Raw genomic sequence first — 26,039 nt, forward strand, 5'->3', positions numbered from 1 at the left:
CATGGCCGACACCACAGGACGCCCCGCGCGCAAACACCACGGGCTGTCCGCCAAAACCCTGCGCAGCCTGGAGCACGCCTCCGGGCGGCTGGCGAGCGCGAGCGTCGCGGAAATGGAACGCAGGCTGGTCTGGTTCGCGCGGCTGCCCGCCGACCAGCGCGCCAGCGTGCTGCTGATCACCCAGACGGGGGCCAGCGGATTCGTCGCGTGGCTGCGCGATTCGAAGGAAGCGCTGAAGCTCACCACCGAAGCGTTCCGCGACGCGCCGACCGAAGTGTCGCGCTGGATCAGCCTCCGCCAGGCCGTCGCGATGGTGCGGCTCGCGATCGAGGTATTCGAAGAACAGCTCCCGGAATTCGCCGCTTCGGAAGCCGAACGCGCGGCGTTGATCGAAGGAATTCTGCGCTACGGCAGGGAAATCGCTTTCGCCGCAGCCAACTCCTATGCCGCGGCGGCGGAAGCGCGCGGTGCGTGGGACGCCCGGCTCGAAGCGCTGGTGGTCGACGGAATCGTCCGCGGCGACGCCGAGGAATCCGTCCTTTCGCGGGCCGCAGCGCTCGGCTGGGATCCGGCTGCTGCGGCGACGGTCTTGGTGGGGAACCCTCCCTCGGACGACCCTCCGACGGTGGTTTTCGACGTCCGCGCCCGCGCCGCACGCGTCGGCCGGGCGGTGTTGCTGTCGGTGCAGGGCTCGCGGCTGGTGATCGTGATCGGCGGCCCCACCGAGGGCGGGCCGAAGGAACGCGAGATCCTCGCCCGGATGTCGACGGTGTTCGCCGACGGCCCCGTCGTGGCAGGCCCGACCGTCCCGACGCTGGCCGAGGCCCACCACAGCGCGGCCGAGGCGTTGTCCGGGCTGCGCGCGGTGGTCGGCTGGCCCGGCGCGCCCCGCCCGGTGCGGTCTGACGATTTGCTCCCCGAACGCGCTTTGTCCGGCGACCCCGGCGCGGAGCGGTTGCTGGTCGATTCGGTGGCCCGGCCGCTGGAGGAGGCCGGGGCGGCGCTGCAGCGCACCGTCGAGACCTATCTGGACACTGGCGGAGTCCTGGAACGCTGCGCGCAAACACTGTTCGTGCACCCGAACACGGTCCGGTACCGGCTGCGCAAAGCCGCCGAGCTCACCGGCCGCAACCCGACCGACGCCCGCGACGCGCTCGTGCTGCGGGTCGCGCTCACAGTCGGCAGGCTCGCCCGCGCTCGCGGGCTTTGGTGATCGCCCCAATGCCACATTCGGTGCATCCTGCGCACCCAAAGTGGCATTCGGTGCATCCTGCGCACCCAAAGTGGCGTTCGGTGCATCTCACGCACCCAATGCCACATTGGGGCCATCCCACGCGTGCCCCAATGCCGCACAGGGGGCCAACCCACGCGCGCAGTCAACGTCAGGTCGCGCAGGGGAACCCCGGTGCGCCCCCAATGCCACATTCGGTGCATCCTGCGCACCCAATGTGGCATTCGGTGCATCTCACGCACCCAATGTGGCATTGGGGGCGTCCTGGCTCGGCCCGCCCGCGCTCGACGGAAGCGCCGGGTACCTCCGGCCCGCGCGCGGCACCGCGCTCGGCTTAAGCCCGGCGCTCATCCGGCCCCTCACGACGCCCGCGTCCGGCGGAAGCGCCGCGTCGTCCGCCCGCCCGCGGCGCCCCTCCCGCCGGGGCGTGGCAGGTGACAGACTTCACGGCAAGCGCTGGTTGAATCCCACAAGGCGGATGGGTTAAGGGCCGGGTTCTCCGGCGGGTCTTTGGAGGTTTCCTCCAATTCCGCCGCGCGGACTTGGTGACCGCCCGCATCTGAAGCACCGACCCGTCCCGTGGTCTCATAGACAGCGTGACAGTTGCAGTCCTCTCCCCCGGCCAGGGTTCCCAAGCCCCCGGCATGCTCGCCCCGTGGCTCGAGCTCGACGGCGCACGCGCGCGCGTCGAAGAGTGGTCCGCCCGGTCCGGGCTCGACCTGATCCGGCTCGGCACCGAGGCCGGAGCCGAGGAGATCCAGGACACCGCTGTCGCGCAGCCGCTGATCGTCGCGCTGTCCCTGCTGTCCTTCGAGCACCTGCCGGTCGCCGGCGACGCGCCGGTCGCCGGCCACTCCGTCGGCGAGCTCGCCGCGGCCGCGATCGCCGGCGTGCTCACCCCCGCCGACGCGGTCGCGCTCGCCGCGGTCCGCGGCGCGGAGATGGCCAAGGCGTGCGCGCTCGAACCGACGTCGATGGCCGCGGTGATGCTCGGCGACCCCGAGGAAGTCGCCGCGTGGCTGGAAAGCCAGGGCCTCGCCGCCGCGAACCGCAACGGGGCCGGGCAGATCGTCGCGTCCGGGTCCGCCGCCGCGATCGAGAAGATCATCGCCGAGCCGATGGAGGGCACGAAGATCCGCGCCCTCAAGGTCGCCGGCGCCTTCCACACGCCCTACATGGCTCCCGCGGAAGACGCCTTGCGCGAGCACGCCGCCGGTCTCTCCCCGGCCGACCCGACGCGCCCGCTGCTGTCCAATGCCGACGGCCAGGTCGTCACGAGCGGCGCGGAGTACCTGCGCAGGCTCGTCGCCCAGGTGACCCGCCCGGTCCGCTGGGACCTCACCATGGACGGGCTCGTCTCGCTCGGCGTGGACCGCACCGTCGAACTGGCGCCCGCGGGCACCCTGACCGGACTGGTCAAGCGGCAGCTCAAGGGCGTCGTCACCACTACCACCGCGCTGAAGTCGCCCGCCGAACTGGCGGCGCTGCGCGAGGAGGACGCCCAGTGACCGCCCGCCCCACCCTGCGCCTGTCCCAGGGCGCGCCTGCCGCCCGCATCCTCGGCTTCGGCAGCTACCAGCCGGACCGGATCGTCACGAACGACGACCTGTCGCAGGTCATGGACACCAGCGACCAGTGGATCCGCGACCGCGTCGGCATCATCGAGCGGCGGTTCGGCGAGAAGGACGACGTCCTGGTCGACTACGCCGTCGCCGCCGGGGCCGACGCCCTCTCCGACGCCGGCCTCGATCCGTCCGAAGTGGACACGGTCATCGTGCCCAACTGCACCATGCCCTCGCAGATCCCGAACGCGGCCGCACAGGTCGCCGCGCGGATCGGCGTGCAGAGCCCCGGCGCGTTCGACCTCAACGCCGCGTGCGCCGGATTCTGCTACGGCCTCGGCGTCGCCTCCGACCTCGTGCGCGCGGGCTCGGCGAAGAAGGTCCTCGTGATCGGCGCGGAGAAGCTCACCGACGTCGTGGACCCGACCGACCGCGCGAACGCGATCATCTTCGCCGACGGCGCGGGAGCCGCGGTGGTCGGCGGGTCCGACGAACCGGGCATCGGCCCGGTGGTGTGGGGCAGCGCGGGCGACCTCGTCGACCTGATCTACATGCGCGACCACCAGTGGATCTACCAGGAGGGCCAGTCGGTCTTCCGCTGGGCGACCACGCAGATCGCGCCGATCGCGCTGCGCGCGCTGGAGGCCGCCGGGCTGCAACCGTCCGATGTGGACGTGCTGGCCCCGCACCAGGCGAACCTCCGGATCGTCGAGTCGATCGCCAAGAAGCTGCGCGCCAAGGGGGCGCGCGAGGACATCGTGGTGGCCGACGACATCAAGTACTCGGGCAACACCTCGTCCGCCTCGATCCCGATGGCGCTGGACCACATGCGCAAGGCCGGAACGGCGAAAAGCGGCGACGTGGTGCTGGCGGTCGGCTTCGGAGCCGGGCTTTCCTATGCCGCGCAGGCGTTCGTCCTGCCCTGAGCGATACTTCCCCCGCGGGCGCCGTGCCCGCGAGCGGACCCGCAGAAGAACCGAGAAGGGAACAACACCGATGGCTGACAACACTGAGATTCTCGCCGGCCTCGCCGAGATCGTCGAAGAGGTCGCCGGCGTGGCTCAGGACGACGTCACCGCCGAGAAGTCGTTCGTGGACGACCTGGACATCGACTCGCTGTCGATGGTCGAGATCGCCGTGCAGGCCGAGGACAAGTTCGGCGTCAAGATCCCGGACGACGAGCTGGCCAACCTGAAGACCGTCGGCGACGCGGTGAACTACGTGTCCGCCAACTCGAAGTAAGTCCTCTTCGTACCCGGGCCCCGGTCCGGAGCCGACCCTTGGGGAGACTCCCATGAGCAACATCGACGTCGTGATCACCGGCATGGGCGCGACGACGCCGCTGGGCGGGGACGTCGCGTCCACCTGGGACGGTCTGCTGGCCGGCCGCAGCGGGATCAGCACGATCGCGGCGGACTGGGCGGAGGAGCTGGACCTGCCGGTCCGGATCGCGGCGCAGCTCGCCGTCGAGCCGACCGACATCCTGCCCCGCGTGCAGGCCCGGCGGCTCGACCGGTGCGAGCAGGTGGCGATCATCGCCGCCCGCCAGGCCTGGGCCGACGCCGGGTTCGCCGAGCAGACCGACGAGCACACCGATGTCGAACCGGAGCGCCTCGGCGTTTCGATCGGCACCGGGGTCGGCGGGCCGGTGACCCTGCTGACCCAGAACGATTTGTTGCACCAGCAGGGTCTTCGCAAGGTGTCGCCGCTGACGGTGCCGATGCTGATGCCGAACGGCCCGGCCGCGCACGTGGGCATCGACCTGAAGGCCCGCGCCGGGGTGCATTCGCCCGCGTCGGCGTGCGCGTCCGGGGCCGAGGGCATCGCCAACGGCTACGAGATGATCCGGTCCGGACGGGCCGACGTGGTGGTCGCGGGCGGTTCCGAGGCCTGCATCCACCCGATCACCGTCGCCGGGTTCGCCCAGGCGCGCACGGTGTCGACGCGCAACGACGACCCGGCCGCGGCGTCGCGTCCGTTCGACGTGAGCCGCGACGGCTTCGTGCTCGGCGAGGGCTCCGGCGTCGTCGTGCTCGAGCGGGCCGACCGCGCGAAGGCCCGCGGCGCGCGGATCTACGCGAAGCTGGCCGGCTACGGGCTGACGTCGGACGCCTACCACATCACCGGCAACCACCCGGAGGGCATCGGCCAGATCGCGGCGATGCGCGCGGCGATGGCGATGGCCGGACTGTCCCCTTCGGACATCGGCCACGTGAACGCGCACGCGACGTCCACTGTGGTCGGAGACATCGGCGAGGCGGCGGCGATCCGGTCGGCGGTCGGCGAGCACCCGGTGGTCACCGCGCCGAAGGGCGCGCTCGGCCACCTCGTCGGCGGGGCCGGCGCGGTCGAGGGCATCGCGACGATTCTCGCGCTGTACGAGGGCATCGTCCCCGCGACGCTGAACCTCACCGAGCAGGACCCGAAGGTGCAGCTGGACGTCGTGTCCGGGGAGAACCGCAAGGTCGAACTCGCCGCGGCGCTGTCCAACTCGTTCGGTTTCGGCGGGCACAACACCGCGCTGCTGTTCACGCCGGCGAACTGAGTTCCTCTTCACGGTGAAGGGCCCCCGCGGAAATCTCCGCGGGGGCCCTTCACCGTTTTCGCGCGGTCAGCACTTGTCGTGTTCGGTGGCGGTGCCGTCGACGGTGTCGATCCGGTACGAGCCGTGCTCGAACTTCATCGGCAGCACCAGCCGCCAGTTGATGCACTTCTCCTGGAAATCGACCGGGGCCTCGTTCAGCGACTGGGTGCTCGTGAACCCGACCAGCGCCCGCAGCGTACCCTGCGCGCCCGGTTCGATGCGGTACAGCAGGATGTTGACGTCCTTCGTGGACTGGAAGTTGCGGTGCCAGTCCACTTCCGGCGTCTTGGTGCGGCGCGCGTCGCTGACCGTCTCCGTCCAGGCGTCGTAGTCCTTTTTGTTGAGCGCGTTGAAATAGGCCTGCAGCACGGTGCGGACGGCGTCGTCCTGCGGGTGGTTCTGCGCGTCCGGGGTGACCCCGACCTGGACCGAGCCGGACTTGTCGGACGGACCGCCGCTGCTCGTGACGGGCGGCGCCATGGCCTCGCCGTCGGTCGGGTGCGGGGACTCGGGGCGGCGGTAGAGCTCGCGGGCGAGCAGACCCCCGGCGACGGTGATGGACAGCACCACCACGAGCACGGGGATCAACCACCGCTGACGGGAGGGCGGGGCCGAAGGAACGCTCACCCGGGTGAGGGTACCGCTTTCGTTCACCCGACCTGGTGCAGCCAGGTGACCGGGGCGCCGTCGCCCGCGTGCCGGTACGGCTCGAGCGCCTCGTCCCAGGCCGCGGCGAGGAGTTCGTCCAGTTTGTGCGCGAGGGTTTCGCCGCCGCGGGTCATGCTGACGAGCGCGCGCAGCTGGTCCTCGCCCACGACGATGTCGCCGTTGGCGCTGGTGCGGCCGTGCCAGAGCCCGAGACCGGGCGCGAAGCAGAACCGCTCGCCGTCGACGCCCGCGCTGGGCTCCTCGGTGATTTCGAAGCGCACCATCGGCCACGCCTTGAGGGCGCCGGCGAGTTTGCCCGCGGTTCCCGCGGGCGCGCTCCAGCTGCATTCGGCCCGGAGCTGTCCCGGACTGGCCGGCTGGGCCGTCCACTTCAGCTCGACCCGGGCACCAAGGGTGCCCGAAATAGCCCACTCGACGTGCGGACATACCGCAGACGGCGACGAGTGGACGTACACCACGCCTCGGGTGCTGCCACGGGTGCTCACTGCTGACCTCCGCTTGTTCGACGAGGGACGTCTTCCCCTACGACCTCTCGAACCCTGCGCAGGTTGCGTAGCCTCCACGGCAGTTCCCGACCTGTGTAGCACATTCTGCACCCCAACCGTGCCGTTTGGCCACATGAACACCACAAGTCGCAGCGGACGACCCATTGTGGTGAGCCACGCCGACGCGAGGGCGCGGAGCGCGGTTCCGGCGGCCCGGCACGCTAGCGTGGTGCACCGGAAACGCTGCGGATTCGACAGGAGAGTTTCGGTGCGATTGGTCCGTCTCGGGCAGCAGCCCTCGCGCGTCGCGGAAGACGTGCGGGCCGCACTGGCCTCCCTCGGCCGGGGGAGCACGGTGATCGGCGGCGTCGCGCTCGTCGGGGCCCGCCCGACCGGAGACCGTCCGGTGGAGGCGGTCGTGGTGCTTCCCGCGGGCGTGCTCGTGGTGATCGGCGTGGACCTGCCCGATCCGGCGCTGCGTCTCGAAGCCCCGCTGAGCGGACCGTGGAAGGCGGACGGCTGGCCCCTGGTCCACGGCGACGACGTCAACCCCGCCACCGAAGCGCTCGACCTGTCCCAGGAATGCGAACGCCGCGTCGCGGAACTCGGCGGGGGCCCGGTGGGCACGATCGTGGCGGTCGGCCCGTACGTCGAGACGGTCGACCAGCCGCCGGGCGACCTCGCGGGTCCGGTCCGGGTCCTGCACCCGACGCCGACGACCATGCTGGCCGCGACGGTCTCCCTGGCCACGGCGCGGCATCCGCGCTCGGTGGACCAGGCCAGGGCGTTGATCTCGGCGCTGGCGCCGGACGCGCCGGAGCTCTCGGACGAGGTTTTGCGCGGGGAGGGGTTCGTTCGGTTCGCGGACGATGTTCCGGTTCCTCCTGGGCCCCGGTCGCCTGGGGTTGGCGGTCCGGCTGGTGCGGGGGCTGGCGGTGCCGGGGTGCCGAACGTGTCCTCGCCTGGCGCTGCCGCGCCGAATTCCGTTGCTTCACCGGGCACAAGCCCTGCTCCTGCAAGTGCTGGGGCACAGGCTGGATCGAGCACGGCGAACCGGACCTCCGGCGGAACCGCGGTTGCCGGTCTCGGTGCCGTTGCGGCAGGAGCGGCGATGTCTGGCGCGGCCGGAACCATCGCCGAGCCCGAGGCGGCTGGATCCGGCGTTCCCAGCGCACCGGGTTCGGCCAACGCCGCCAGCTCCGGCGGCGCGCAAACCCGCACCGTTCAACCTGCCGCCGATCCCGCCGCTGGCGTCGGCGCGATCCGAGCCGACGCTGCCGGACCGGGCGGAGCGGGTTCCGGTGTCATCGCTCCCGACGCGACCCCGCCCGGCACCACCGAATCCGGTGCGGCCGGATCGCGCACCGCCGGTACCACCGTCGCTGGGTCCGATGCCACGGCCGGAAAATCCGCCGCGGCTTCCGCTCCCGCGACCAGTCCGGAGCCGCAAGGCCCGGCAGGCGCGGGGAATCCCCAGGGGCTTCCCGTCTTCCCCGGTGCCGCTTCGGGATCCGCTGACTCCGTGCCGTCGAAGGGTGCTGCTTCCCCCGGCACTCCTTCCGCCGCACCGAAATCCGCCGCTCCCCCGGTGCTGCGGCCGAAGATCATCGCGGTGCGGCCGCCTCGGCCGGAGATCCCGTCGATCGAACTGGCGGCGCTTTCCGAGGCGCCGACCGAATCGACTGACCCGCCCGAGGCTCCGACCGAGAAGATGCCGTCTCCGGCGAAGCCGCAGGGCGCTGGACGTCCGCGCGGGGCCGTTCCCCCGGTCGTGCCGGGGAGTCCGCCGCAAGGCGCGCCTCAACCTGTGCGACCGGCTCCAGCCGTCGGAGCAGCAGGGACAGCAAGTCCCGCAACCGGAGCCGGGGCCGGAGCTGGGGTTCCCACCGCAACGGGCGCGGCCGCGGGAGCCGGGCCTAACACCCCGCCGGGGCCGGGAAAACCGGGATCCCGCACCGTCAAGTGGGTGCCGATCGCAGCGATCGTCTTGCTGATCGTCCTGGTGGTGTCGGCGATCGTCGTGGCGACCAGCGGCGGCGAGGACACCGCCGCCGCACCGCCTGCCAGCAGTGCTCCGCCCAGCAGCGTGCCGAGTCCGGCGCCGAGCAGCGCCAAGCCGAGCGCCCCTCCGGCGCCGACACTCACCTTCGAGCCCCGGGCGAACAGCGCCGACCAGAAGTGCGCCTCGCACGCTTTCGGGGACGTCCAGGCGAGCCTTCAGCAGACCAGCTGCTCCGGGGTCCGCCGCGCGAGCTACACGGCGCTCGTCGACGGGCGGCCGGCCGCGGTCACCGTCGCGGTGGTCGAGTTCCCCGATGCCGGACAGGCCAACCACCTCAAGCAGATCGCCGACAACCCGGGCGGCGGCGGAATCCTGGACGTCGCCACGGAGACCGGCAAGTGGCCGTCGGGCGCGCCGCAGTTCGACGGCGCTGCCTACGCCAGCAAGGTCGACGGGAACGGCGTGCGGATCGTGCAAGCGGTCTGGCAACCGGGATCGTCCACTGCGGACGATCCCGGACTGGCCCGTGCCGCGAAAGGCGCGCTCGACTTGCAGCTGCCGTCCTAAGCAACTGGCTCAGCGACAAACCCTCAGCCAGCCAGGTCCACCGCCCCGCGGCACTCGGCTCACGAGTGCCGTCTAGCGCGGCGAAGCGCCTTCCCGCGAACCAGCCCTCACTGCCACCCGTTCTCCAACAGGTCGAACGCCACATCCACCATCCGCCGCGGGTCGTCCGACCGATCGGCCAGCGCGGCCGTCTCCAAGGCGAAATGGGCGAGCACCGCGCACCGCGGATCGCCCTCCGGCGCACCGGTTTCCGCAGCGATCACCCGGCTCAGCGTGTGCTCGTGGCCCATCCACATCTTGTGCCAGTAATCAGCCAGCGCGGGCGTCTCGCGCACCAGTCGCAGCAACGGTTCGGCCTCCGCGCGGATGCCGGAGGTCGCCCGGACGTGGACGTGCGCGCGAAGCGCCGCCAGCACCGACGTGCCCTCCGGACGGTCCCGCACCGCCGAGACCAGCGCCTCGTCGATCTCCGGTTCCCGGTCGAAGACGAGGGCTTCCTTGGTCGGGAAGTGCTTCATCAGCGTGGTGGTGGACACGTCGGCGGCGTCGGCGATCTCGCGCACGGTCACCTGGTCGTAGCCGCGCTCCAGGAACATCCGCAGGGCAGCGTCGGCCAGCGCCTGGCGGGTCGCCGCCTTCTTGCGTTCACGGCGGCCGGGAACGGAAGCACTGGTCATGCCCCGACGCTACCCGAAGCGGCACAACCGCTTAAGCGGCACGACACCGCGCTCAGAGCCCGTAAGCCTCCAGCAGCCGCAGCCACACCTCGCTGATCGTCGGGAACGCGGGGACCGCGTGCCACAGCCGGTCCAGCGGCACCTCGCCGACGACGGCGATCGTCGCCGAGTGCAGCAGTTCCGCCACGTCCTGGCCGACGAACGTGACACCCAGCACGACACCGCGTTCGGTGTCCACGACCATTCGCGCTTTGCCCTGGTACCCATCGGCGTGCAGCGAAGAACCGGCGACCGCGATGTCGATGTCCACGACCCGGTCCGCGGATCCGTCGCGCGCCTCGGTGAGGCCGACTGACGTCACTTCCGGGTCGGTGAACACCACTTGCGGCACCGCGTGATGGTCGGCGGTCGCGCTGTAGCGGCTCCACGGTTCGGTCGAGATCTCCTCGCCCCGGGCACGGGCCGCGACCGAGTCGCCGACGACGCGGGCGGCGTATTTTCCCTGGTGGGTCAGCAAAGCACGCCCGGTGACGTCGCCCGCTCCGTACAGCCAGCCACCCTCCACTGCGGACACCCGGCCGCTTTCGTCGACCTGGAGCGGACCGTCGGCGGGCAAGCCGAGCACGTCCAGGCCGATGGTGCTGGTCGCGGGCGCACGGCCGGTGGCGACCAGCAGTTCGTCGACCACGATCTCGTCGCCGCCGGCGAGTTTCAGCCGCGTTCCACCGTCCACAACGGACACTTCGGCCAGGCCGGAGTTCGGGTGCACGCGGACGCCCGCCTCGCGCAAACCGTCCAGGACCAGGTCTCCGGCGAACTCCGGCAGCCGCGGCAGCGGGCGGTCGCCGGTGATCACGAGGTCGACCCGCGAGCCGAGCCGAGCCCACGCCTGCGCCATCTCGACGCCGACCACGCCGCCGCCGAGCACGCCGAGCCGTCCGGGCACCTCGGTCGCCGACGTCGCTTCCCGCGAACCCCACGGCGCAATGGTGTCCAGGCCTGGAATCCGCGGCGTGCGCGGAACGCTGCCGGTGCACACGATCACCGCGTGCCGGGCGGAGAAAACGCGGCCGTCGTCGAGCGTGACTTCGCGCTCACCGGTGATCCGGCCGTAGCCTCGCACGGGTTCGATGCCCGCGCCGCGCGCCCATTCGACCTGGCCGGAGTCGTCGCCCTTGCCGGTGAACCAGTCGCGGCGCGCGAGCACCTTCTCCGGATCCAGCGCGTCGCCGATCGGCACGCCGGGCATCCGCTTGGCCGCGGCGAGCAGGTTTCCCGGGCGCAGCAACGCCTTGCTCGGGATGCACGCCCAGTACGAACACTCCCCGCCGAACCGTTCGTGTTCGAGGAGCGCCACCTTCAGCCCGCCCATGGCGGCCCGTTCCGCCGCCACTTCCCCGACCGGACCCGCCCCGATGACCACGACGTCGAAAGTCTCTGCTGCCATGCGCACAGCGCACACCACCGCGCAGGTTCGCGCAAGCCTGCCGGTATTCTTGTGAGAGAGCTGCAAGAAACCGGCGGCACCGCGGAAACCCGGGTCGTCGCCGTGCCGGTTGCACGCACGACCACGATCGAGCACGGGAGGCTCCCATGGCGAGGAACACCGCTGTCCGCACTCTGGACGACCTGACCGGCGGACGCGCGGCGGAAACCGTCGCGTTCGCGCTGGACGGCATCGAATACGACATCGACCTCGGCACCCGCAACGCGACCGCGCTGCGGCGATTGCTGGAGAAGTACGCGAAGGCCGGCCGCCGGACTGGCGGACGGAAGCTTCGGCCGCGGCTGATCGCCGGGGCCAAGAAGGCCGAGGCGAAGCCGGTGGCGGAGAAGCCCGCCGCGGCGGCCAAGAGCGGGAAAGCCTTTGCTGGCAAGAAGACTGCCGGGAAGGCAGCTTCCGCCACCGCGGCGCGGACCGCGAAGACCACGGCGAAGACTGCCCGAACGGGTGGCGCGACCGGCACGGTGAGCCGGACCGCGAAGGCTCCGGCCAAGTCCGCGGCAGCCAAGCCCGCGAAGGCCGCCGCGACCAAGACCACGGCCAAGTCGACGAAGGCCGCCGCGGTCAAGACGCCCGCTGCCAAGACGGCAAAGGCCGCCGCAGTCAAGACGCCCGCTGCCAAGACGGCGAAGACCGCGACGATCAAGACAGCCGCGCCCGCGAAGGCAGCCCCGGCGAAAACCGCCTCGCCAGCCAAGTCCGCGACGGCTAAGACAACCGCACCCGCGAAGACGGCCCCGGCGAAAACCGCCGCTCCGGCACCGGCCAAGGCAGCTGGCAAGCCGCGCCGCCGCGCGGCCGGCGAAGTGCCGCCGGTGCTGTTCTCCTCCTCCGGCAACTGATCCGGTCCGTGAAGGGCTCCTTGAGGGAATCAGATTCCTTCAAGGAGCCCTTCACGGCATCTCGGCCCGGAGCGCTCGGATGTGGCTGTCCGGCAAGGCAATTACGAACGCTGACGTCCTTCGGCGTGCCAGTCCGGGAATTCGTAGCGGCTCCACAGCAATGACTGCTGCCGCTGCAACTCCCCCGGGGTCGGTTCGCGGGGCGGGAGCGGGCCGAGCAGTCCCGCCGCGGCCGCGCGGACGGTGTCTTCCACTTCCGTCAGCGGCAGCCGCACGCCGTGGTCGGCCAGGGACGCGACCTTGCTCCGGTGCGAATCCAGCGGCTTCGGGTCCGGCGGCGGACCGGTGAGGTACGCGCCGACGCGGGCGGCGTCCGTGTCGACCAGCAGCGTCGAATGCGCCAGCAGCACGTCTTTGGTCCGGAAGACCGCGAAGCCGCACAGTTTCGCGTCGCCGACGAAGATGCCGCGGTCGCCGATTCTGGCCGGGAGACCGAGTTTCTCCACTGCGGCGGACATCACCAGGCCGAGCATTTCCAGCGGACGAGGCGCGGGGCCGGGAAGCACGAGCGTCACGTTGAGATTGCCCGGGTCGTGGAACACCGTGCCGCCGCCGCTGGCTCGCCGCAGCACGGGGACGCCGTCACGAGCGCATTCGTCGACGCGGACCTCGCGGGCGATCCGCTGACCGCGGCCGACCACGACGCACACCGGGTTCCGCCACAGCCACACCACCGGCCCCGTCGGACCCTCGCGCAGCAGTGCCTCGTCGAACGCCAGGTTTTCGGCTGGGTCGGTGAATTCGGCTCGGACTTCCGACCCGCTCGGCATAGCGTTCCTCCACGATCAGCTGGACTTCGGGATCGTAGAGCAGGCTCAGGACGCGGCCGGGCCGAGCAGGTCCCAGCGGTTGCCCGCGATGTCGCGGAACACGACGACCTGGCCGTACGGCTCGGTCCGCGGTTCGCCGAGGAACTCGACCCCGGCGTCGCGCATCTGCTGATAGCTCGCCGCGAAGTCGTCCGCGCGCAGGAAAAACCCGACCCGGCCGGCGTGCTGGTCGCCGACCGCGCGGGACTGCCGCTCGCCGTCCGCCTGAGCCAGGAGGATGCCGGTTTCGCCGCCGGGCGGGCGGACGACCACCCATCGCTTCGGGCGGCCGTCGTTGGTGAGCGACGGCGAATCCTCGGCCAGGTCGAAGCCCAGCGCGCGGGTGAAGAAGTCGATCGCCTCGTCGTAGTCGTCGACGATGATCGCGGTCAGCTGCAGGAAGGCCATACCGCTAAGGCTGCCAGTGCGGCACGCCGAGCAGGATCATCCGGAGCCGTTTTTCCGCCGCGACCAACGTGCGCTCGTCGGCGGCGGTGTCGCCGGGACGGATTTCCAGCAGCTCGGCGACCGTGCCGAGCATCGCGGTGACAATGAGGTCGGCCAGCAGGTGCAGGTCCTCGGTGGGCCAGGTGCGCAGGGGGTCGAAGCGCGCCAGGTCCAGTGCGAGGTCGCTGGAGAACATCCGCATCTCGACCGCGATCGCCCTGGACACCGCGCCGGGACCGGCGTAGCGCTCGCGCGTGACGAACCGGAAGTGGTCCTCGTGCTCGCGGACGTGCCGGTGCAGCGTGTGCACCGAAGCCCGGATCATGCCGCCGTAGCCGCGCTGCTCGGTGCGCGCGCCGCGAAGCATGCCGCGCAGCGTGCGCGTGGTCTCCTCGACCAGCGCGACGCCCAGCTCCTCCATCGACGAGAAATGCCGGTAGAACGCCGTCGGCACGATGCCCGCGCCCTTCGCGACCTCGCGCAGCGAAAGGCTGGCGAAACTCCGGTCGGCGAGCAGGTCGAGCGCCGCGTCGAGCAGCGCCTGACGGGTGCGCTGTTTGCGCTCCTGCCGGCTCACCGGGCCGGCCGGCTCCTCGGCTGCGGACACGTCGAGCAGCGTACTGGCGATCGCCGCATGGCCCACGTCACATCACCTCGCTTCCGCGTTGACAGGCCCCGGGGCCTTGCCCCCACACTAGTCAGTGTACGACTGTGCACTCAACTTCTGGAGGGGTGATGACCGCACTGCTCCCGCGCCGCGTGCGCGGACTCGTCTCGCTCGCCGAGGCGCTGCTCACCCCGCACGGCGCGGACCGGTACCTCGAACTGGTCGACCCGATGCTGGTGCGGCGCGAGATCCGCGGCCGCGTCACCGCCGTGCGGCATCAGACGCCGGACACCGTCACCTTCACGGTGCGGCCGAGCCGGGCGTGGCAGGGCTTCCGCGCCGGGCAGTACGTGCGGATGCAGGTGGAGATCGACGGCGTCCGCCGAACCCGCTGCTACTCGCCATGCGGCGCACAGGGCGGCGATGACCTGGAGTTCACTGTGAAGGCCGACCCGAACGGGCTGGTTTCGCGGCATCTGCAGGACACCGCCGTCGGCGCGGTAGTGGGACTTTCGCCCGCGGACGGCGAGTTCACCCTGCCGTCGCCGCGTCCGGACCGGATCGTGCTGATGAGCGGCGGCAGCGGGATCACGCCGGTGCTCGCGATGGCCCGCACGCTCGTCGCCGAGGGCCACCCGGGCGAAATCGTGTTCCTGCACTACTCGAACACCGCCGCGGACGCCCTCTACCGCACCGAACTGGCCGAACTGGCCGCCCGGCACCCAGCGTTCCGCGTGGTCAACGCCCACACCCACGCCCGTCGCGGCGGCGACCTGCACGGCCTGTTCTCCGTCGCGCACCTGGAGAAGGCCGCGCCGTGGTTCCGCGAGGCCGAAACGTTCCTCTGCGGCCCGGCCCCGTTGATGGCCGCCGCACGTGAACTCTTCGAGAACGAGGGGTTGAGTGCACAACTGCACACCGAAGAGTTCACGGCGGCACCGTTGGCCTTCGCCGCGGAGGCCGCCGAGGGCCGGGTGCGCTTCGCCCGCAGCGGCCGGGAGTGCGACAACTCCGGCAAGCCGCTGCTCGAACAGGCCGAGGACGCGGGCCTGACGCCGGAACACGGGTGCCGGATGGGCATCTGCTTCTCCTGCACGCAGCTCAAAACCGCCGGACGCGTCCGCAACGCGCGCACCGGCGAGGTTTCCGGCGAGGAGAACGAAGAAATCCAGCTCTGCGTCAGCGTCCCCGTCGGGGACGTCGAAATCGACGCCTGACCACCGGAGGAAGCATCATGACCGGTCTGCAGGACCGCCTGAGCACCGCACAGGTCGAGGAATTCGGCCGCGAACTCGACGCACTGCGCCAGCGGATCGTCGACGATCTCGGCGAGGAAGACGTCGAGTACATCCGCAAGATCATCAAAACCCAGCGCGCGCTGGAAGTGACCGGCCGCGGCCTGCTGTTCGCCGGCTTCCTGCCGCCCGCGTGGCTGGCGGGCGTCGCGGCGCTGTCCGCGGCGAAGATCCTGGACAACATGGAGATCGGCCACAACGTGATGCACGGCCAGTACGACTGGACGCGCATCCCGGAGCTGAGCTCGCAGCGCTTCGAATGGGACACCGTCGCGCCGTCGGAGAACTGGCGGCATTCGCACAACTACATCCACCACACGTACACCAACATCGTCGACAAGGACCGCGACGTCGGTTACGGAATCCTGCGGATGGACCCGGCGCAGAAGTGGCATCCGTACTACCTGGGCAACCCGGTGTACGCGACGCTGCTCGCGCTGCTGTTCCAGTGGGGCGTCATGCTGCACGACCTCGAGGTGGACCGGGTCGTGAAGGGTGAGCGCACCTGGGCGGAGAACGTCCCGGTGCTGCGCCGGATCGTCCGCAAGGCCTCGCGCCAGGTCGGCAAGGACTACGTCCTGTTCCCGCTGCTCACCGGCCCGCTCGCGCCGCTGACGCTGCTGGGCAACGCGAGCGCCAACCTGGTCCGCAACCTGTGGGCGTTCTCGATCATCTTCTGCGGCCACTTCCCCGCGGACGTCGAAAGCTTCACCGAAGAAGAGACCGAGAACGAAACGCGCGGCCAGTGGTACCTGCGCCAGATCCTGGGCTCCGCGAACATCACCGGCAGCCCGCTGTTCCACATCCTCTCGGGAAACCTGTCGCACCAGATCGAACACCACCTGTTCCCGGACCTGCCCGCGCGCCGCTACCCGCAAATCGCCGGAGAAGTGCGCGAAATCTGCGAACGCTACGGCCTGCCCTACAACACCGGCCCCCTGCACAAGCAGCTCTGGTCGGTAGCCAAGAAAATCGCGCGGCTGGCCCTTCCCGGAAAACCGGGCCCGGCCGCTACCGTGGACCCCGAACGGCAACTCCGAGCAGCCTGAGGAAGCCCATGGTCGGCCCATTCGAAAGTGGCAAGGACACCGTGCAGGAGCTGACGGAGTCCGCAGCCAACCACATCGGCAACATCGCCACCATCATTACTGGCGCAGTCCGCGACATAGCCCGCGAAACGGGCGATTGGTTCACGGACGTGATCGAAATGCGCGAAGCAGCTCAACGGGCCAAGGAAGACGAAGCCCGCCTGGACAAGGCCCCCGAGGCAGACTGACTCCGCGGTCCTGGCCCCCGGAAGATTACGTGAGGGGAACCCTGAGGGAATCAGATTCCCTCAGGGTTCCCCTCACGTCCTTCCGCGGTCCACGGCCGCGATCGCGATGCACCCAATGTGGCATTGGGTGCGTCGCATGCACCCAATGTGGCGTTCGGTGCATCCCACGCACCCAACGCCACATTGGGGCGCAAGCCCCACCCCCACCCACCAACCGCCGCCGCTGCACCCAACGATCGAGGCACCCAGCCCCTCCCCCAACCCCGATACGAAGCCTTCTCTGCGGTTCGGGGGTGCTTGTCAAGGCATCTTTCCCGCCTTGACAAGCACCCCCGGACCGTCAGCACAATCAACCTTCGGGGTGCCCCACGCAACCAACGGGCGCAATGTCGCCGCCAGGCGACGAGGTAGGGCTACCCCCCGCCCCACCACACAGGCCATCCCGCTACCACCCACCCCCAAAACCCGGCAAACTCAACCACGTGACCACCCGCCCGCACCGCCGCAGCCACGACCTCCGCGGCCCCGCGCTCCAGGTCACCCGGTGAACCCCGCCCTCCGCAGCCTCTGGCCCGCCACCCCGCGCCAAGCCCTCCGCGAAACCGCCTGGCTGGCCATCACCGGCCCCCTCCCCCTGCTCTCGACAGTCCTCCTCCTAGCCGGAACAGCCGTCGGCATAGCCCTGACCCCAGTCCTCGCCGGACTCCTCATCCTCACCGGCGTCCTCCGCGGCGCAAGACTCTTCGGCGGCCTCCACCGCCGCCTGGCCGCAAAACTCCTGAACCTCCCCCTTCCGCCCCCGCCAAGAACCGACCTGGCCCCAGGCCTCTGGAACTGGCTGACCGCCCGCCTGGGCGACCGAACAGCCTGGCGATCAGTCGCCTACCTCCTGGTCCGCCTCCCCTTCGGTCTCCTGGCCATGATCGGCTCCGGCGCGCTCGGCTTCTTCGGCTTGGCATCCTTCACCTATCCGCTCACCTGGCTCCTCGAGACCAGACCCGGCCACGGCCTGCCGGTCTTCAACATCGGGAGCTTCAGCTGGCCGGGCTCCCTCGGCTGGTGCCTCCTCGGCATCGCCGTCCTGACCGTCTGGCCCGCCGTAGTGCACCTCCTCACCGGAGTAGACCGCCTTCTCCTCCGCACCCTGGCAGGCGACCCCGGCCTCCGCGAACGAGTCCGCTTCCTCGAAGAAACCCGAGCCACTGCCCTCGACGAAGCAGCGGAGCAACTCCGTCGCATCGAACGAGACCTCCACGACGGCGCCCAAGCCCAGCTAGTCGCCATGGCGATGAAACTGGGCCTGGCAAAAGAAGAACTAGCCACCGAGACAGTCGACCTCGACCAAATCCGCACCCTGGTCGACACCGCCCACAGCAACGCCAAACAAGCCCTCGTCGAACTCCGTGACCTGGCCCGCGGCATCCACCCCGCAGCGCTGGACAAAGGTCTGAGCCTCGCACTGTCCACATTGGCCAGCTCGGCCGACTTCTCCGCGACAGTCTCGGTAGAACTAAGCCGCCGCCCACCCCCGTCGCTGGAAACAATCGTCTACTTCGCCGCCGCCGAACTCATGACCAACGCGTCAAAACACGGCGCCGGACGATGCACAGTCCTGGTCGAAGACCGCGAAGACGTACTACAGCTGACCGTCGTCGACCACGGCCCCGGCGGCGCCGCGATCATCCCCGGCGGCGGACTGTCCGGAATCGCCGAACGGCTCCGCCCTGCAGACGGCGAACTGACCGTCTCGAGCCCGAACGGCGGCCCGACCGTAGTCACCGCGACACTCCCGCTGCCCCGCTAAACTCGGCGAAATGAGGGGGAAACAGTGCGTATCGTGATCGCGGAGGACTCTGCAATCCTGCGCCAGGGCCTAGTCGAACTCCTGAGCCTGCGCGGCCACGAGGTAGCGGCGGCGGTGAAGAACGCCGACGACCTCCGGACCGCCGTCCGCGAGCACCGGCCCGATGTGTCCATTGTGGACATCAGAATGCCGCCAACCCACACCGACGAGGGCCTGCGCGCGGCAATTGACCTGCGCGCCGAACGGCCCGGCTGCGCGATCCTCGTCTTCTCGCAGTACGTCGAAACCAACTACGCCAAGCAACTCCTCGCCGGAGAAGCAGGCGCGGTCGGCTACCTGCTGAAGGACCGCGTCGCCGAGGTGTCGGACTTCCTCACCGCGCTGGAACGCGTCGCCGCCGGAGAGACGGTCCTCGATCCGGAGGTCGTCCGCCAGCTGTTCGCGACCACCGGCCAGGCCGGGCCGCTGGCCGAGCTGACGCCGCGCGAACGCGAGATCCTCGGGCTGATGGCGCAAGGCCGGTCGAACTCCGCGATCGCGGCCGAGGCGTTCCTGTCGGCGGGCTCGGTCGAGAAGTACGTGACGAGCATCTTCGGCAAGCTGGGCCTGCCGCCGTCGGACGGGCACAACCGGCGCGTCCTCGCCGTGCTCCGCTATCTCGATTCCTGACGCCTACCCTGACGGTATGTACTCCACCGAGATCGAGGTGCACACCGGCGACACCGCCGTCGTGCACAACCTGACCCGGGAGGCCGAGAGGTTCCTGCGCGACGCCGACGCCACCGACGGCCTGCTGCACGTGTGGGTGCCGCACGCGACGGCCGGGCTCGCGGTGCTGGAAACCGGCGCGGGCAGCGACGACGACCTCCTCGCCGCGCTCGACGACCTGCTCCCCCGCGACGACCGCTGGCACCACCAGCACGGCACCGGCGGACACGGCCGCGACCACGTGCTCCCCGCGTTCCTCCCGCCGTACGCGACCGTGCCGGTGCTCGGCGGCGTGCTGCTGCTCGGCACCTGGCAGTCGGTGTGCCTGGTGGACACCAACGTCGACAACCCCGTCCGCCGGGTCCGCTTCAGCTACCTCACCGGCTGATCCCGCCGTAGCATCGCGGACGTGACAGCCATTCGCGCGCACCGGCTGGTGCTCTGGGACATCGACCACACGCTCGTCGACTACACCGGGCTCGGGGTCGGCTGGTACGGCTCGGCGCTCGCCGCGGCGACCGGGGCGCAGTTCCGCACGCACCCGGATTTCGGCGGCCGGACCGAACGCGCGATCACCGCCGACGTTTTGACCTCGCACGGGATCGAACCGGACGAGGAAACCATCCAGCGGATGTGGCGGGAACTGATCGCGGCCGTCGAACGCGCCCGGGAAACTCTGCCCGGGGAAGGCCGGGCGCTCGACGGCGCGGCGGCCGTGCTCGCCGATCTCGCCAAGACCGACGGCGTCGTGCAGAGTCTCGTCACCGGAAACCTGCCGGAGATCTCGCTGCACAAGCTCGCCGCGCTCGGTCTCGACGAGCATCTCGATCTGGAGATCGGCGGCTACGGTTCGCTTTCGCCGCACCGTGCTGATCTGGTCCCGCACGCCGTCAAAGCCGCGGAAGCGAAGCACGGCAAGGAATTTCCCGCGGAATCCGTAGTGATCCTCGGGGACACTCCGAACGACATCGACGCGGCGCTCGATTACGGCGCGGTGGCGATCGGCGTTGCCACTGGCCGGTTTTCCGCCGGACAATTGGCCGAAGCGGGCGCACACCAGGTGTTGCCGGACCTCGCCGATCTGTCCGCAGTCCGCGCCGCGGTGCTCGGACTGCCCTGAGGCGAGCGACCGGGATCACTCGTTCGGGCGACTCTGGTGTCAACCCCTGTTCCGGGTCGGACGAGCCGCTCATTAGCCGAACGCCAACCCGTTTTCCCTGGTCAGCGCGTTGACCCTCGCCGAAGGTCAGTCTTGGGACCAGGGTCGGGTCCCCCTGGGGTAGCAGTCCCTTAGGGGGAGAAGTAGGTCCGACGGGCGATGACCGCTTAAGATCGCCGCGCCAAACTTTCCCCATGACGATCGCACAGGGGGGAACCGGCCTCGCGGCCGGAGAGGCACGCGGACGGCTAGCGGTGCTGTGGAACCGGATCCCGTTCACGACGACCGTCGTGCTCGCGATCCTGATCGTGGGGGTCGCGACCGGCTCGCTCTGGCACGCCGCCGAGCACCAGCACGCTTTCCACTACTACGCCTACGGCCTCCCGTCGCTCGAGCACGGCCGCTGGTGGACGCTGTTCACCGGGCCGTTCTACGCCCTGCGCCCGTGGTTCTACCTGCCGATGGCGGGAAGTTTCGCGCTGATGGCCGGGTTCGCCGAATGGCACCTGGGCACCCGGCGCGCGATGGCGGTGACCATCGGCGGGCAGCTGGTGTCGACCGTCGTCGCGGTGCAATTCCTCGAACTCTCCCGCAATTCCGGCTGGGCCTGGGCCGACCGGATCTCCGGCACGCTCGACGTCGGCTTCTCCGGCGGCGCGCTCGCCGCGATCGCCATCACCAGCGCGACCCTGCGCACGCCGTGGCGGCTTCGGCTGCGAGCCGGGCTTTGCGTGTACGCCGGAGTGGCGATCGTTTATGTCGGCACGCTCGCCGACCTCGTGCACTTCTTCGCGCTCGTTCTCGCGCTCCCGCTGGGCCGACGGCTCGCCGGACCCGCCGCACGCAACGCCAACAAGCCCTCGCTGCGCGAATGGCGGCTGCTCGCGTCCGCCGGTTTGGTGCTGCTGGTCGTCGCCGAAGTGGTGATGTGGCTGGTCCCCGGCGACGGACCGTTCGGCTCGTCGGACTCGATCTCGTTGTCCGGCAACGAACTTCTCCCGCTGTGCATCGTCGCGGTGCCGATTCTCAACGGGTTGCGCCGCGGTTCGCGGTTCGCCTGGCGGTGCGCGATCGCGCTGTGCGTGCTCGCCGCGTCGCAGATGGCGGTACTGGCCGGGCTCGTCGCGATCACGCAACTGATCCGCGAGGACTACGACCTCAGCAGCCCGCCGCTGTTCATTGTGGACAATCTCTTGTGGACAGTCGAGCTGGTGTTGCTGATCTCGGCCCGGCGTGCGTTCCGGGTGCCCTCGCGGCGCAGGCGGCGCAAGATCTTCCGCGGCGGACCGGACCCGGCCTTCGCGCGGCTTCTGCTGGGCCGCAACGGCGGCAGCACCATCTCGTGGATGACGACCTGGCCGCAGAACACCTACTTCGTCGCCTCCGACGGCACCTCGTACCTGGCGTACCAGCGGCACGCCGGCGTCGCGGTGGCGCTCGGCGACCCGGTCGCGCCGGACGGGACGAGCGACCGCACGCTGCGGGAATTCTCCGCGATGTGCGAGAACACCGGGCTCGTGCCCTGCGTCTTCTCGGCGACCGCGGGGACCGTCGCGCAGACCGCGAAACTGGGCTGGCAGCACGTCCAGGTCGCCGAGGACACGTTGGTGGACTTGGAAAACCTCGAATTCCGCGGCAAGGCCTGGCAGGACGTGCGGACCGCGCTGAACCGCGCGAAGAAGGACGGGATCGAGTTCCGGCTGGTGCGGCTGGCCGAACAGCCGTGGTCGATCCGGGAACAGGTGCGGGCGCTGTCCGAGGAATGGATCTGCGACAAGGGCCTTCCGGAGATGGGCTTCACTCTCGGCGGCGTGGACCAGGCGATGGACCCGGCGACGCGGGTCGGTCTCGCGGTCGACGCGGACGGCACGGTGCACGGCGTGACATCGTGGCTGCCGGTGCACACCGGCGACGGCGAGGTCGGCGGCTGGACCCTCGACGTGATGCGCCGCCGCGCGGGCGGATTCCGGCCGGTGATGGAGTTCCTTATCGCCTCGACCTGCCTGGCGTTCCGCGAGGAGGGCGCGAAGTTCGTGTCGCTCTCGGGCGCGCCGCTGGTCCGCAGCAACGACAGCACGCCGCGGCAGATGGTCGACCGGATGCTGGACGCGCTGGGCTCGATGATGGAGCCGTACTACGGATTCCGTTCCCTGCACGCGTTCAAGGCGAAGTTCCAGCCGCGGCACGAGCCGTTGTACCTCGCTTACCGCGACGAGGCCGACCTGCCGCGGATCGGGATCGCGCTGGGCCGCGCGTATCTGCCGAACGCCGGGCTGATGGACTTCGCGAAGCTGGCGCTGCGACGTCAGCGGGTGGTCGGCGGCGGTGTGGTCGTGGACCGGTCCGCGGCCGGGACGGCACGGTAACTGTGCAGAATCCGGACGAGGTCGTCCCGGGACGCGGAACCCGGGCGGCCTTGTTCGGAGTACGCGACCAGCACGGCCGACCTGTCGCCGGCACCGAGCGCGAGCGCCCCGACCAACACACTCCGTGGCTGACACGGCGCGTTGCTCGGGGCCACTTCGGCGACCACGAGCGTGCCTTCGCGGCTTTCGTTCTCGATCTTGACTTCGGCCTTCTCCGGCGCACCAGGCGTCACCTTCGCGGCCGGAGCGCCTTCGCCGGTGTACGCGCTGATGCCCAGGTCGGTGACGGCCTTGCGGGCGGCTTCGGCGGCGTCGCTGGTCTTCTCGGTGGTGAAGCCCGCGCCGCCGACCTGGCCGACCGGGTCTTCCTTGCAGCTGTGCTGGCCGAGGAACGCGCTGGTGGAGAGGTTGATTCCGGGCGATCCGGCGACCGGGTCCCAGCCGTGCAGCGTGGTCGGCGCCGGTTCCCAGGACGGCGGCACGTCGTACGCGTAGCTGCCGTCTTTGCCCGCCATTGACTGCCATCCCGCGACCACCGGCGGCACGACGACCTTGGGGTCCGGCTGGTAGGTGCGCGGAGTGCGGGGCGTGTCGTCCGTACTGGCGGAGTGGTGATTCTTGGTGGTGAAGACGTTGTAGCCGAATATCCCGATCATGATGAGGATCGGGACGGCTTTCACCAGCCGGAGGTTGGTTTTGCGGGGTGTGGATCGCCGGAGCTGTGCCGGGGTGAGGGTTTGCCGCAGGGGGTCCGCGCCCTCTTCAGACGGCGGAGTGCCCTGCGGCTGCGGGGCTGGTTCGGACGGTTTCGGCGCCGTTTTCTCGTACCCGGCGCTCGGGAACTTAGGCGCGTCAGACGGCTGGTACCCGCCGAAGCCGCTCAGCGCGGCGTTGTCCTGGTACCCGCCGTCGTCGCGGCGTTTGCGTCCGAACCAGCCCACGGGCTTCAGCCGCGGACGAGCTTCGCGAGGTGGTCGACGACCGAGTCGACGGCGATCTCCTCGCGTTCGCCGGTGCGCCGGTCCTTGACCTCGACCAGGCCGTTCGCGAGGCCGCGGCCGACGACGAGGATCGTCGGGACGCCGACCAGTTCCGCGTCGGCGAACTTCACGCCCGGGGTGGCCTTGCGGTCGTCGAGGATGATTTCGAGACCGGCGGCGTCGAGTTCGGCGGCGATCTTCTCCGCGCCCTCGCGCACCGTCTCGTCCTTGCCCGCGATGACCACGTGGACGTCGAACGGCGAGACCTCGCGCGGCCACACCAGGCCCTGCTCGTCGTGGTTCTGCTCGGCGAGCACGCCGACCAGGCGCGAGACGCCGACGCCGTAGGAGCCCATGGTGATCCGGACCGGCTTGGAGTCCGGGCCGAGCGCGTCGACCTCGAAGGCGTCGGTGTACTTGCGGCCGAGCTGGAAGATGTGCCCGATCTCGATGCCGCGCGCCGCGACGAGCGTGCCCTGTCCGTCCGGCGACGCGTCGCCCTCGCGGACCTCGGCGGCCTCGATGGTGCCGTCCGGCGTGAAGTCGCGGCCGACGACCAGGTCGAGCACGTGGTGGTCGCGCTTGTCGGCGCCGGTCAGCCAGGCGGTGCCTTCGACCACGCGCGGGTCGACGAGGTAGCGGACGCCGTTCTCCTGCAACCCCTTCGGGCCGATGTACCCCTTGACGAGGAACGGGTTCTTCGCGAAGTCGGCTTCCTCGAGCAGCTCCACCTCGGCGGGCTCGAGCGCCGCTTCGAGACGCTTGAAGTCCACCTCGCGGTCGCCCGGGACGCCGATGCCGAGCAGCTCCCACTCCTTCGCGCCCGGCTGGCGCGTCTTGACCAGGACGTTCTTCAGCGTGTCCGCCGCGGTGAACTCGCGGCCGAGCCCGGCGGCGTTGAAGAACGCGACGAGGGTCTCGATGGTCGGCGTGTCCGGGGTGTGGTGGACCTGCGCCTCGGGCAGCCCCTCGAGCGGCCGGGCGGCGGGCGCGGGCGTGACCACGGCCTCGACGTTCGCCGCGTAGCCGGATTCGGTGCTGCGGACGAAGGTGTCCTCGCCGTTCTCCGCGACCGCGAGGAACTCCTCGGACGCCGAGCCGCCCATCGCGCCGGACGTGGCGGCCACGATGACGTACTCGAGGCCGAGGCGGTCGAACAGCTTGATGTAGGCGTCGCGGTGCTTCTGGTACGAGCTCTCCAGACCTTCGTCGTCGAGGTCGAAGGAGTAGGAGTCCTTCATGACGAACTCGCGGCCGCGCAGGATGCCCGCGCGGGGGCGCGCTTCGTCGCGGTACTTGGTCTGGATTTGGTACAGCGTGACCGGGAAGTCCTTGTAGGAGCTGTACTCCCCCTTCACGGTGAGCGCGAACAGCTCCTCGTGGGTCGGGCCGAGGAGGTAGTCGGCTCCCTTGCGGTCCTTGAGGCGGAAGAGGTTGTCGCCGTACTCGGTCCAGCGGTTGGTGGCCTCGTACGGTTCGCGGGGCAGCAGCGCGGGGAACTGGATCTCCTGCGCGCCGATCGCGTTCATCTCCTGGCGCACGGTCTCCTCGACCCGGCGCAGCACCCGCAGGCCGAGCGGCAGCCACGAGTAACCACCCGGGGCGACCCGGCGGACGTAGCCGGCGCGCACCAGCAGCCGGTGGCTGGGCACTTCGGCGTCCGCCGGATCCTCGCGCAGCGTGCGGAGGAACAACGACGACATCCTGGTGATCACTGGGAACTCCCTGCGCTGAGCGGGTCTTAGATGTTTCGCACAGAGTAGTCAACCCCCCGGCCTCGACGCATGCGGGTTATCGGCGGGCACGGTTTTTGTCGGTGGTCGCGGTTAGCGTGCGGGCATGGGTTTGGAGATGGGCATGATCACCGTCGACTGCGCCGAGCCGCAGCGCCTGGCGGAGTTCTGGACAGCGGCGCTCGGCGTTTCGGTGGCGGCGGACTACGGCGAGTTCGTGATGCTGGAGGGCCCCGCGTCGGGCGGGCCTCGGCTGGGGTTGCAGCGGGTGCCGGAGCCCCGGAGCGGGAAGAACCGCGTGCACGTGGACTTCGGCGCGGACGACCGAGAGGCCGAGGTCCGGCGGCTGGTCGGGCTGGGCGCGGTGGAGCTGGGGCGGCATCAGGTGCCCGGGCTGGAGTGGACGGTGCTGGAGGATCCGGAGGGGAATGTGTTTTGCGTGTCCGCGAAGGGGGCTCATTGAGGATTGGGTGAGCGCGGCTGAGGCAAGCGCGGGCGGCCGCGGGTGGAGCGGGTGCCGCTACCGGCCAGCCCGGCCGTCTGCGGACGCAGCTGACCGGGGTAGGCGGGGCGGTCGTGGGCTAGCGCACCGGTGCGCGGTCACGGGCAGATTTCGGCCGTGTCATGACAACCGTGTAAGCCGCGGATGGACCAAGATCGGGTCGCTGACGG

25 protein-coding genes are annotated in these 26,039 nt (G+C 70.4%); 16 read left to right on the forward strand and 9 right to left on the reverse strand.

Annotated features, from left to right (window positions below):
* Nucleotide 1 precedes the first annotated feature (1 nt).
* The 5 genes from ACFORO_RS33285 (at nt 2) to ACFORO_RS33305 (ending at nt 5,338) form a co-directional block, all read left to right on the forward strand.
* A complete protein-coding gene (locus tag ACFORO_RS33285) occupies nt 2–1,213 on the forward strand; it encodes a PucR family transcriptional regulator (protein ID WP_344272412.1) in 1,212 nt (403 codons plus the stop codon).
* Nucleotides 1,214–1,827: 614 nt separating this feature from the next.
* Nucleotides 1,828–2,739, forward strand: coding sequence for an ACP S-malonyltransferase (locus tag ACFORO_RS33290; protein WP_354750836.1), 912 nt, complete (start codon nt 1,828–1,830; stop codon nt 2,737–2,739).
* Nucleotides 2,736–3,719: a beta-ketoacyl-ACP synthase III gene (locus ACFORO_RS33295; protein ID WP_354750837.1), complete on the forward strand. Its 984-nt coding sequence runs from the start codon at nt 2,736–2,738 to the stop codon at nt 3,717–3,719. The genes ACFORO_RS33290 and ACFORO_RS33295 overlap by 4 nt, the downstream gene beginning before the upstream one ends.
* Nucleotides 3,720–3,789: 70 nt before the next feature.
* Nucleotides 3,790–4,035 (forward strand): acyl carrier protein, encoded by a 246-nt coding sequence (locus ACFORO_RS33300; RefSeq protein ID WP_037820481.1) that lies wholly within the window; start codon nt 3,790–3,792, stop codon nt 4,033–4,035.
* A 52-nt stretch (nt 4,036–4,087) separates the two neighbouring features.
* A complete protein-coding gene (locus ACFORO_RS33305; protein ID WP_354750838.1) occupies nt 4,088–5,338 on the forward strand; it encodes a beta-ketoacyl-[acyl-carrier-protein] synthase family protein in 1,251 nt (416 codons plus the stop codon).
* Nucleotides 5,339–5,404: 66 nt separating this feature from the next.
* On the opposite strand, the gene ACFORO_RS33310 is transcribed toward ACFORO_RS33305, so the two are convergent.
* Both ACFORO_RS33310 and ACFORO_RS33315 read right to left on the reverse strand, forming a co-directional pair.
* Nucleotides 5,405–6,004: a hypothetical protein gene (locus ACFORO_RS33310; protein WP_354750839.1), complete on the reverse strand. Its 600-nt coding sequence runs from the start codon at nt 6,002–6,004 to the stop codon at nt 5,405–5,407.
* Nucleotides 6,005–6,027: 23 nt separating this feature from the next.
* On the reverse strand, nt 6,028–6,531 hold the full coding sequence (locus ACFORO_RS33315; RefSeq protein WP_093576929.1) for a DUF3145 domain-containing protein: 504 nt from the start codon (nt 6,529–6,531) through the stop codon (nt 6,028–6,030).
* A gap of 268 nt (nt 6,532–6,799) precedes the next feature.
* Here ACFORO_RS33315 and ACFORO_RS33320 point away from each other — a divergent pair, with 268 nt between their 5' ends.
* Entirely contained in the window at nt 6,800–9,100 is a 2,301-nt protein-coding gene (locus tag ACFORO_RS33320; protein ID WP_377874177.1) for a hypothetical protein, read from the forward strand.
* A 107-nt stretch (nt 9,101–9,207) separates the two neighbouring features.
* On the opposite strand, the gene ACFORO_RS33325 is transcribed toward ACFORO_RS33320, so the two are convergent.
* Together ACFORO_RS33325 and ACFORO_RS33330 are read right to left on the reverse strand one after the other, a co-directional pair.
* The gene (locus ACFORO_RS33325; protein WP_377874178.1) at nt 9,208–9,777 is read right to left on the reverse strand and encodes a TetR/AcrR family transcriptional regulator; all 570 of its coding nucleotides are present in this window, start codon (nt 9,775–9,777) and stop codon (nt 9,208–9,210) included.
* 52 nt (nt 9,778–9,829) lie between these two features.
* Nucleotides 9,830–11,224 (reverse strand): dihydrolipoyl dehydrogenase family protein, encoded by a 1,395-nt coding sequence (locus tag ACFORO_RS33330; RefSeq protein WP_354750842.1) that lies wholly within the window; start codon nt 11,222–11,224, stop codon nt 9,830–9,832.
* Nucleotides 11,225–11,370: 146 nt separating this feature from the next.
* Between ACFORO_RS33330 and ACFORO_RS33335 the strand changes: the two genes are divergently transcribed.
* The gene (locus tag ACFORO_RS33335; protein ID WP_377874179.1) at nt 11,371–12,123 is read left to right on the forward strand and encodes an Lsr2 dimerization domain-containing protein; all 753 of its coding nucleotides are present in this window, start codon (nt 11,371–11,373) and stop codon (nt 12,121–12,123) included.
* A 101-nt stretch (nt 12,124–12,224) separates the two neighbouring features.
* On the opposite strand, the gene ACFORO_RS33340 is transcribed toward ACFORO_RS33335, so the two are convergent.
* The 3 genes from ACFORO_RS33340 to ACFORO_RS33350 are packed head-to-tail and all read right to left on the reverse strand — an operon-like array spanning nt 12,225 to nt 14,082.
* Nucleotides 12,225–12,953 carry a lipoate--protein ligase family protein gene (locus tag ACFORO_RS33340; protein ID WP_377874180.1) on the reverse strand — a complete coding sequence of 243 codons (729 nt, stop codon included), beginning with the start codon at nt 12,951–12,953 and terminating at the stop codon, nt 12,225–12,227.
* A gap of 45 nt (nt 12,954–12,998) precedes the next feature.
* On the reverse strand, nt 12,999–13,400 hold the full coding sequence (locus tag ACFORO_RS33345) for a VOC family protein (RefSeq protein ID WP_377874181.1): 402 nt from the start codon (nt 13,398–13,400) through the stop codon (nt 12,999–13,001).
* A gap of 4 nt (nt 13,401–13,404) precedes the next feature.
* Nucleotides 13,405–14,082, reverse strand: coding sequence for a TetR family transcriptional regulator (locus ACFORO_RS33350; RefSeq protein WP_377874182.1), 678 nt, complete (start codon nt 14,080–14,082; stop codon nt 13,405–13,407).
* Between the two features lie 92 nt (nt 14,083–14,174).
* Here ACFORO_RS33350 and ACFORO_RS33355 point away from each other — a divergent pair, with 92 nt between their 5' ends.
* The 8 genes from ACFORO_RS33355 to ACFORO_RS33390 all read left to right on the forward strand — a co-directional run bounded on the left by ACFORO_RS33355 (nt 14,175) and on the right by ACFORO_RS33390 (nt 22,654).
* Nucleotides 14,175–15,263, forward strand: coding sequence for a ferredoxin reductase (locus ACFORO_RS33355; RefSeq protein WP_377874183.1), 1,089 nt, complete (start codon nt 14,175–14,177; stop codon nt 15,261–15,263).
* A gap of 17 nt (nt 15,264–15,280) precedes the next feature.
* On the forward strand, nt 15,281–16,390 hold the full coding sequence (locus ACFORO_RS33360) for a fatty acid desaturase family protein (protein WP_354750848.1): 1,110 nt from the start codon (nt 15,281–15,283) through the stop codon (nt 16,388–16,390).
* Between the two features lie 8 nt (nt 16,391–16,398).
* Nucleotides 16,399–16,617, forward strand: a complete 219-nt coding sequence (locus tag ACFORO_RS33365; RefSeq protein WP_377874184.1) for a hypothetical protein — start codon at nt 16,399–16,401, stop codon at nt 16,615–16,617.
* A 544-nt stretch (nt 16,618–17,161) separates the two neighbouring features.
* Entirely contained in the window at nt 17,162–18,421 is a 1,260-nt protein-coding gene (locus tag ACFORO_RS33370; protein ID WP_377873056.1) for a sensor histidine kinase, read from the forward strand.
* Nucleotides 18,422–18,445: 24 nt separating this feature from the next.
* Entirely contained in the window at nt 18,446–19,090 is a 645-nt protein-coding gene (locus tag ACFORO_RS33375) for a response regulator transcription factor (protein ID WP_377873055.1), read from the forward strand.
* A 16-nt stretch (nt 19,091–19,106) separates the two neighbouring features.
* Entirely contained in the window at nt 19,107–19,517 is a 411-nt protein-coding gene (locus tag ACFORO_RS33380) for a YjbQ family protein (RefSeq protein WP_377873054.1), read from the forward strand.
* Between the two features lie 30 nt (nt 19,518–19,547).
* Nucleotides 19,548–20,249, forward strand: coding sequence for a haloacid dehalogenase-like hydrolase (locus tag ACFORO_RS33385; RefSeq protein ID WP_377873057.1), 702 nt, complete (start codon nt 19,548–19,550; stop codon nt 20,247–20,249).
* Between the two features lie 233 nt (nt 20,250–20,482).
* Nucleotides 20,483–22,654 carry a bifunctional lysylphosphatidylglycerol flippase/synthetase MprF gene (locus ACFORO_RS33390; protein ID WP_377873053.1) on the forward strand — a complete coding sequence of 724 codons (2,172 nt, stop codon included), beginning with the start codon at nt 20,483–20,485 and terminating at the stop codon, nt 22,652–22,654.
* On the opposite strand, the gene ACFORO_RS33395 is transcribed toward ACFORO_RS33390, so the two are convergent.
* Nucleotides 22,594–23,595: a hypothetical protein gene (locus tag ACFORO_RS33395; protein WP_377873052.1), complete on the reverse strand. Its 1,002-nt coding sequence runs from the start codon at nt 23,593–23,595 to the stop codon at nt 22,594–22,596. The two genes, ACFORO_RS33390 and ACFORO_RS33395, sit on opposite strands and share 61 nt — an antisense overlap.
* A 5-nt stretch (nt 23,596–23,600) precedes the next feature.
* Nucleotides 23,601–25,349, reverse strand: coding sequence for a proline--tRNA ligase (locus ACFORO_RS33400; protein ID WP_377873051.1), 1,749 nt, complete (start codon nt 25,347–25,349; stop codon nt 23,601–23,603).
* A 124-nt stretch (nt 25,350–25,473) separates the two neighbouring features.
* Here ACFORO_RS33400 and ACFORO_RS33405 point away from each other — a divergent pair, with 124 nt between their 5' ends.
* Nucleotides 25,474–25,830, forward strand: coding sequence for a VOC family protein (locus ACFORO_RS33405; protein WP_377873050.1), 357 nt, complete (start codon nt 25,474–25,476; stop codon nt 25,828–25,830).
* Nucleotides 25,831–26,039 lie beyond the last annotated feature (209 nt).

Origin of the sequence: Amycolatopsis halotolerans, from assembly GCF_042647905.1 — a bacterium.
Lineage (GTDB): Bacteria > Actinomycetota > Actinomycetes > Mycobacteriales > Pseudonocardiaceae > Amycolatopsis > Amycolatopsis halotolerans.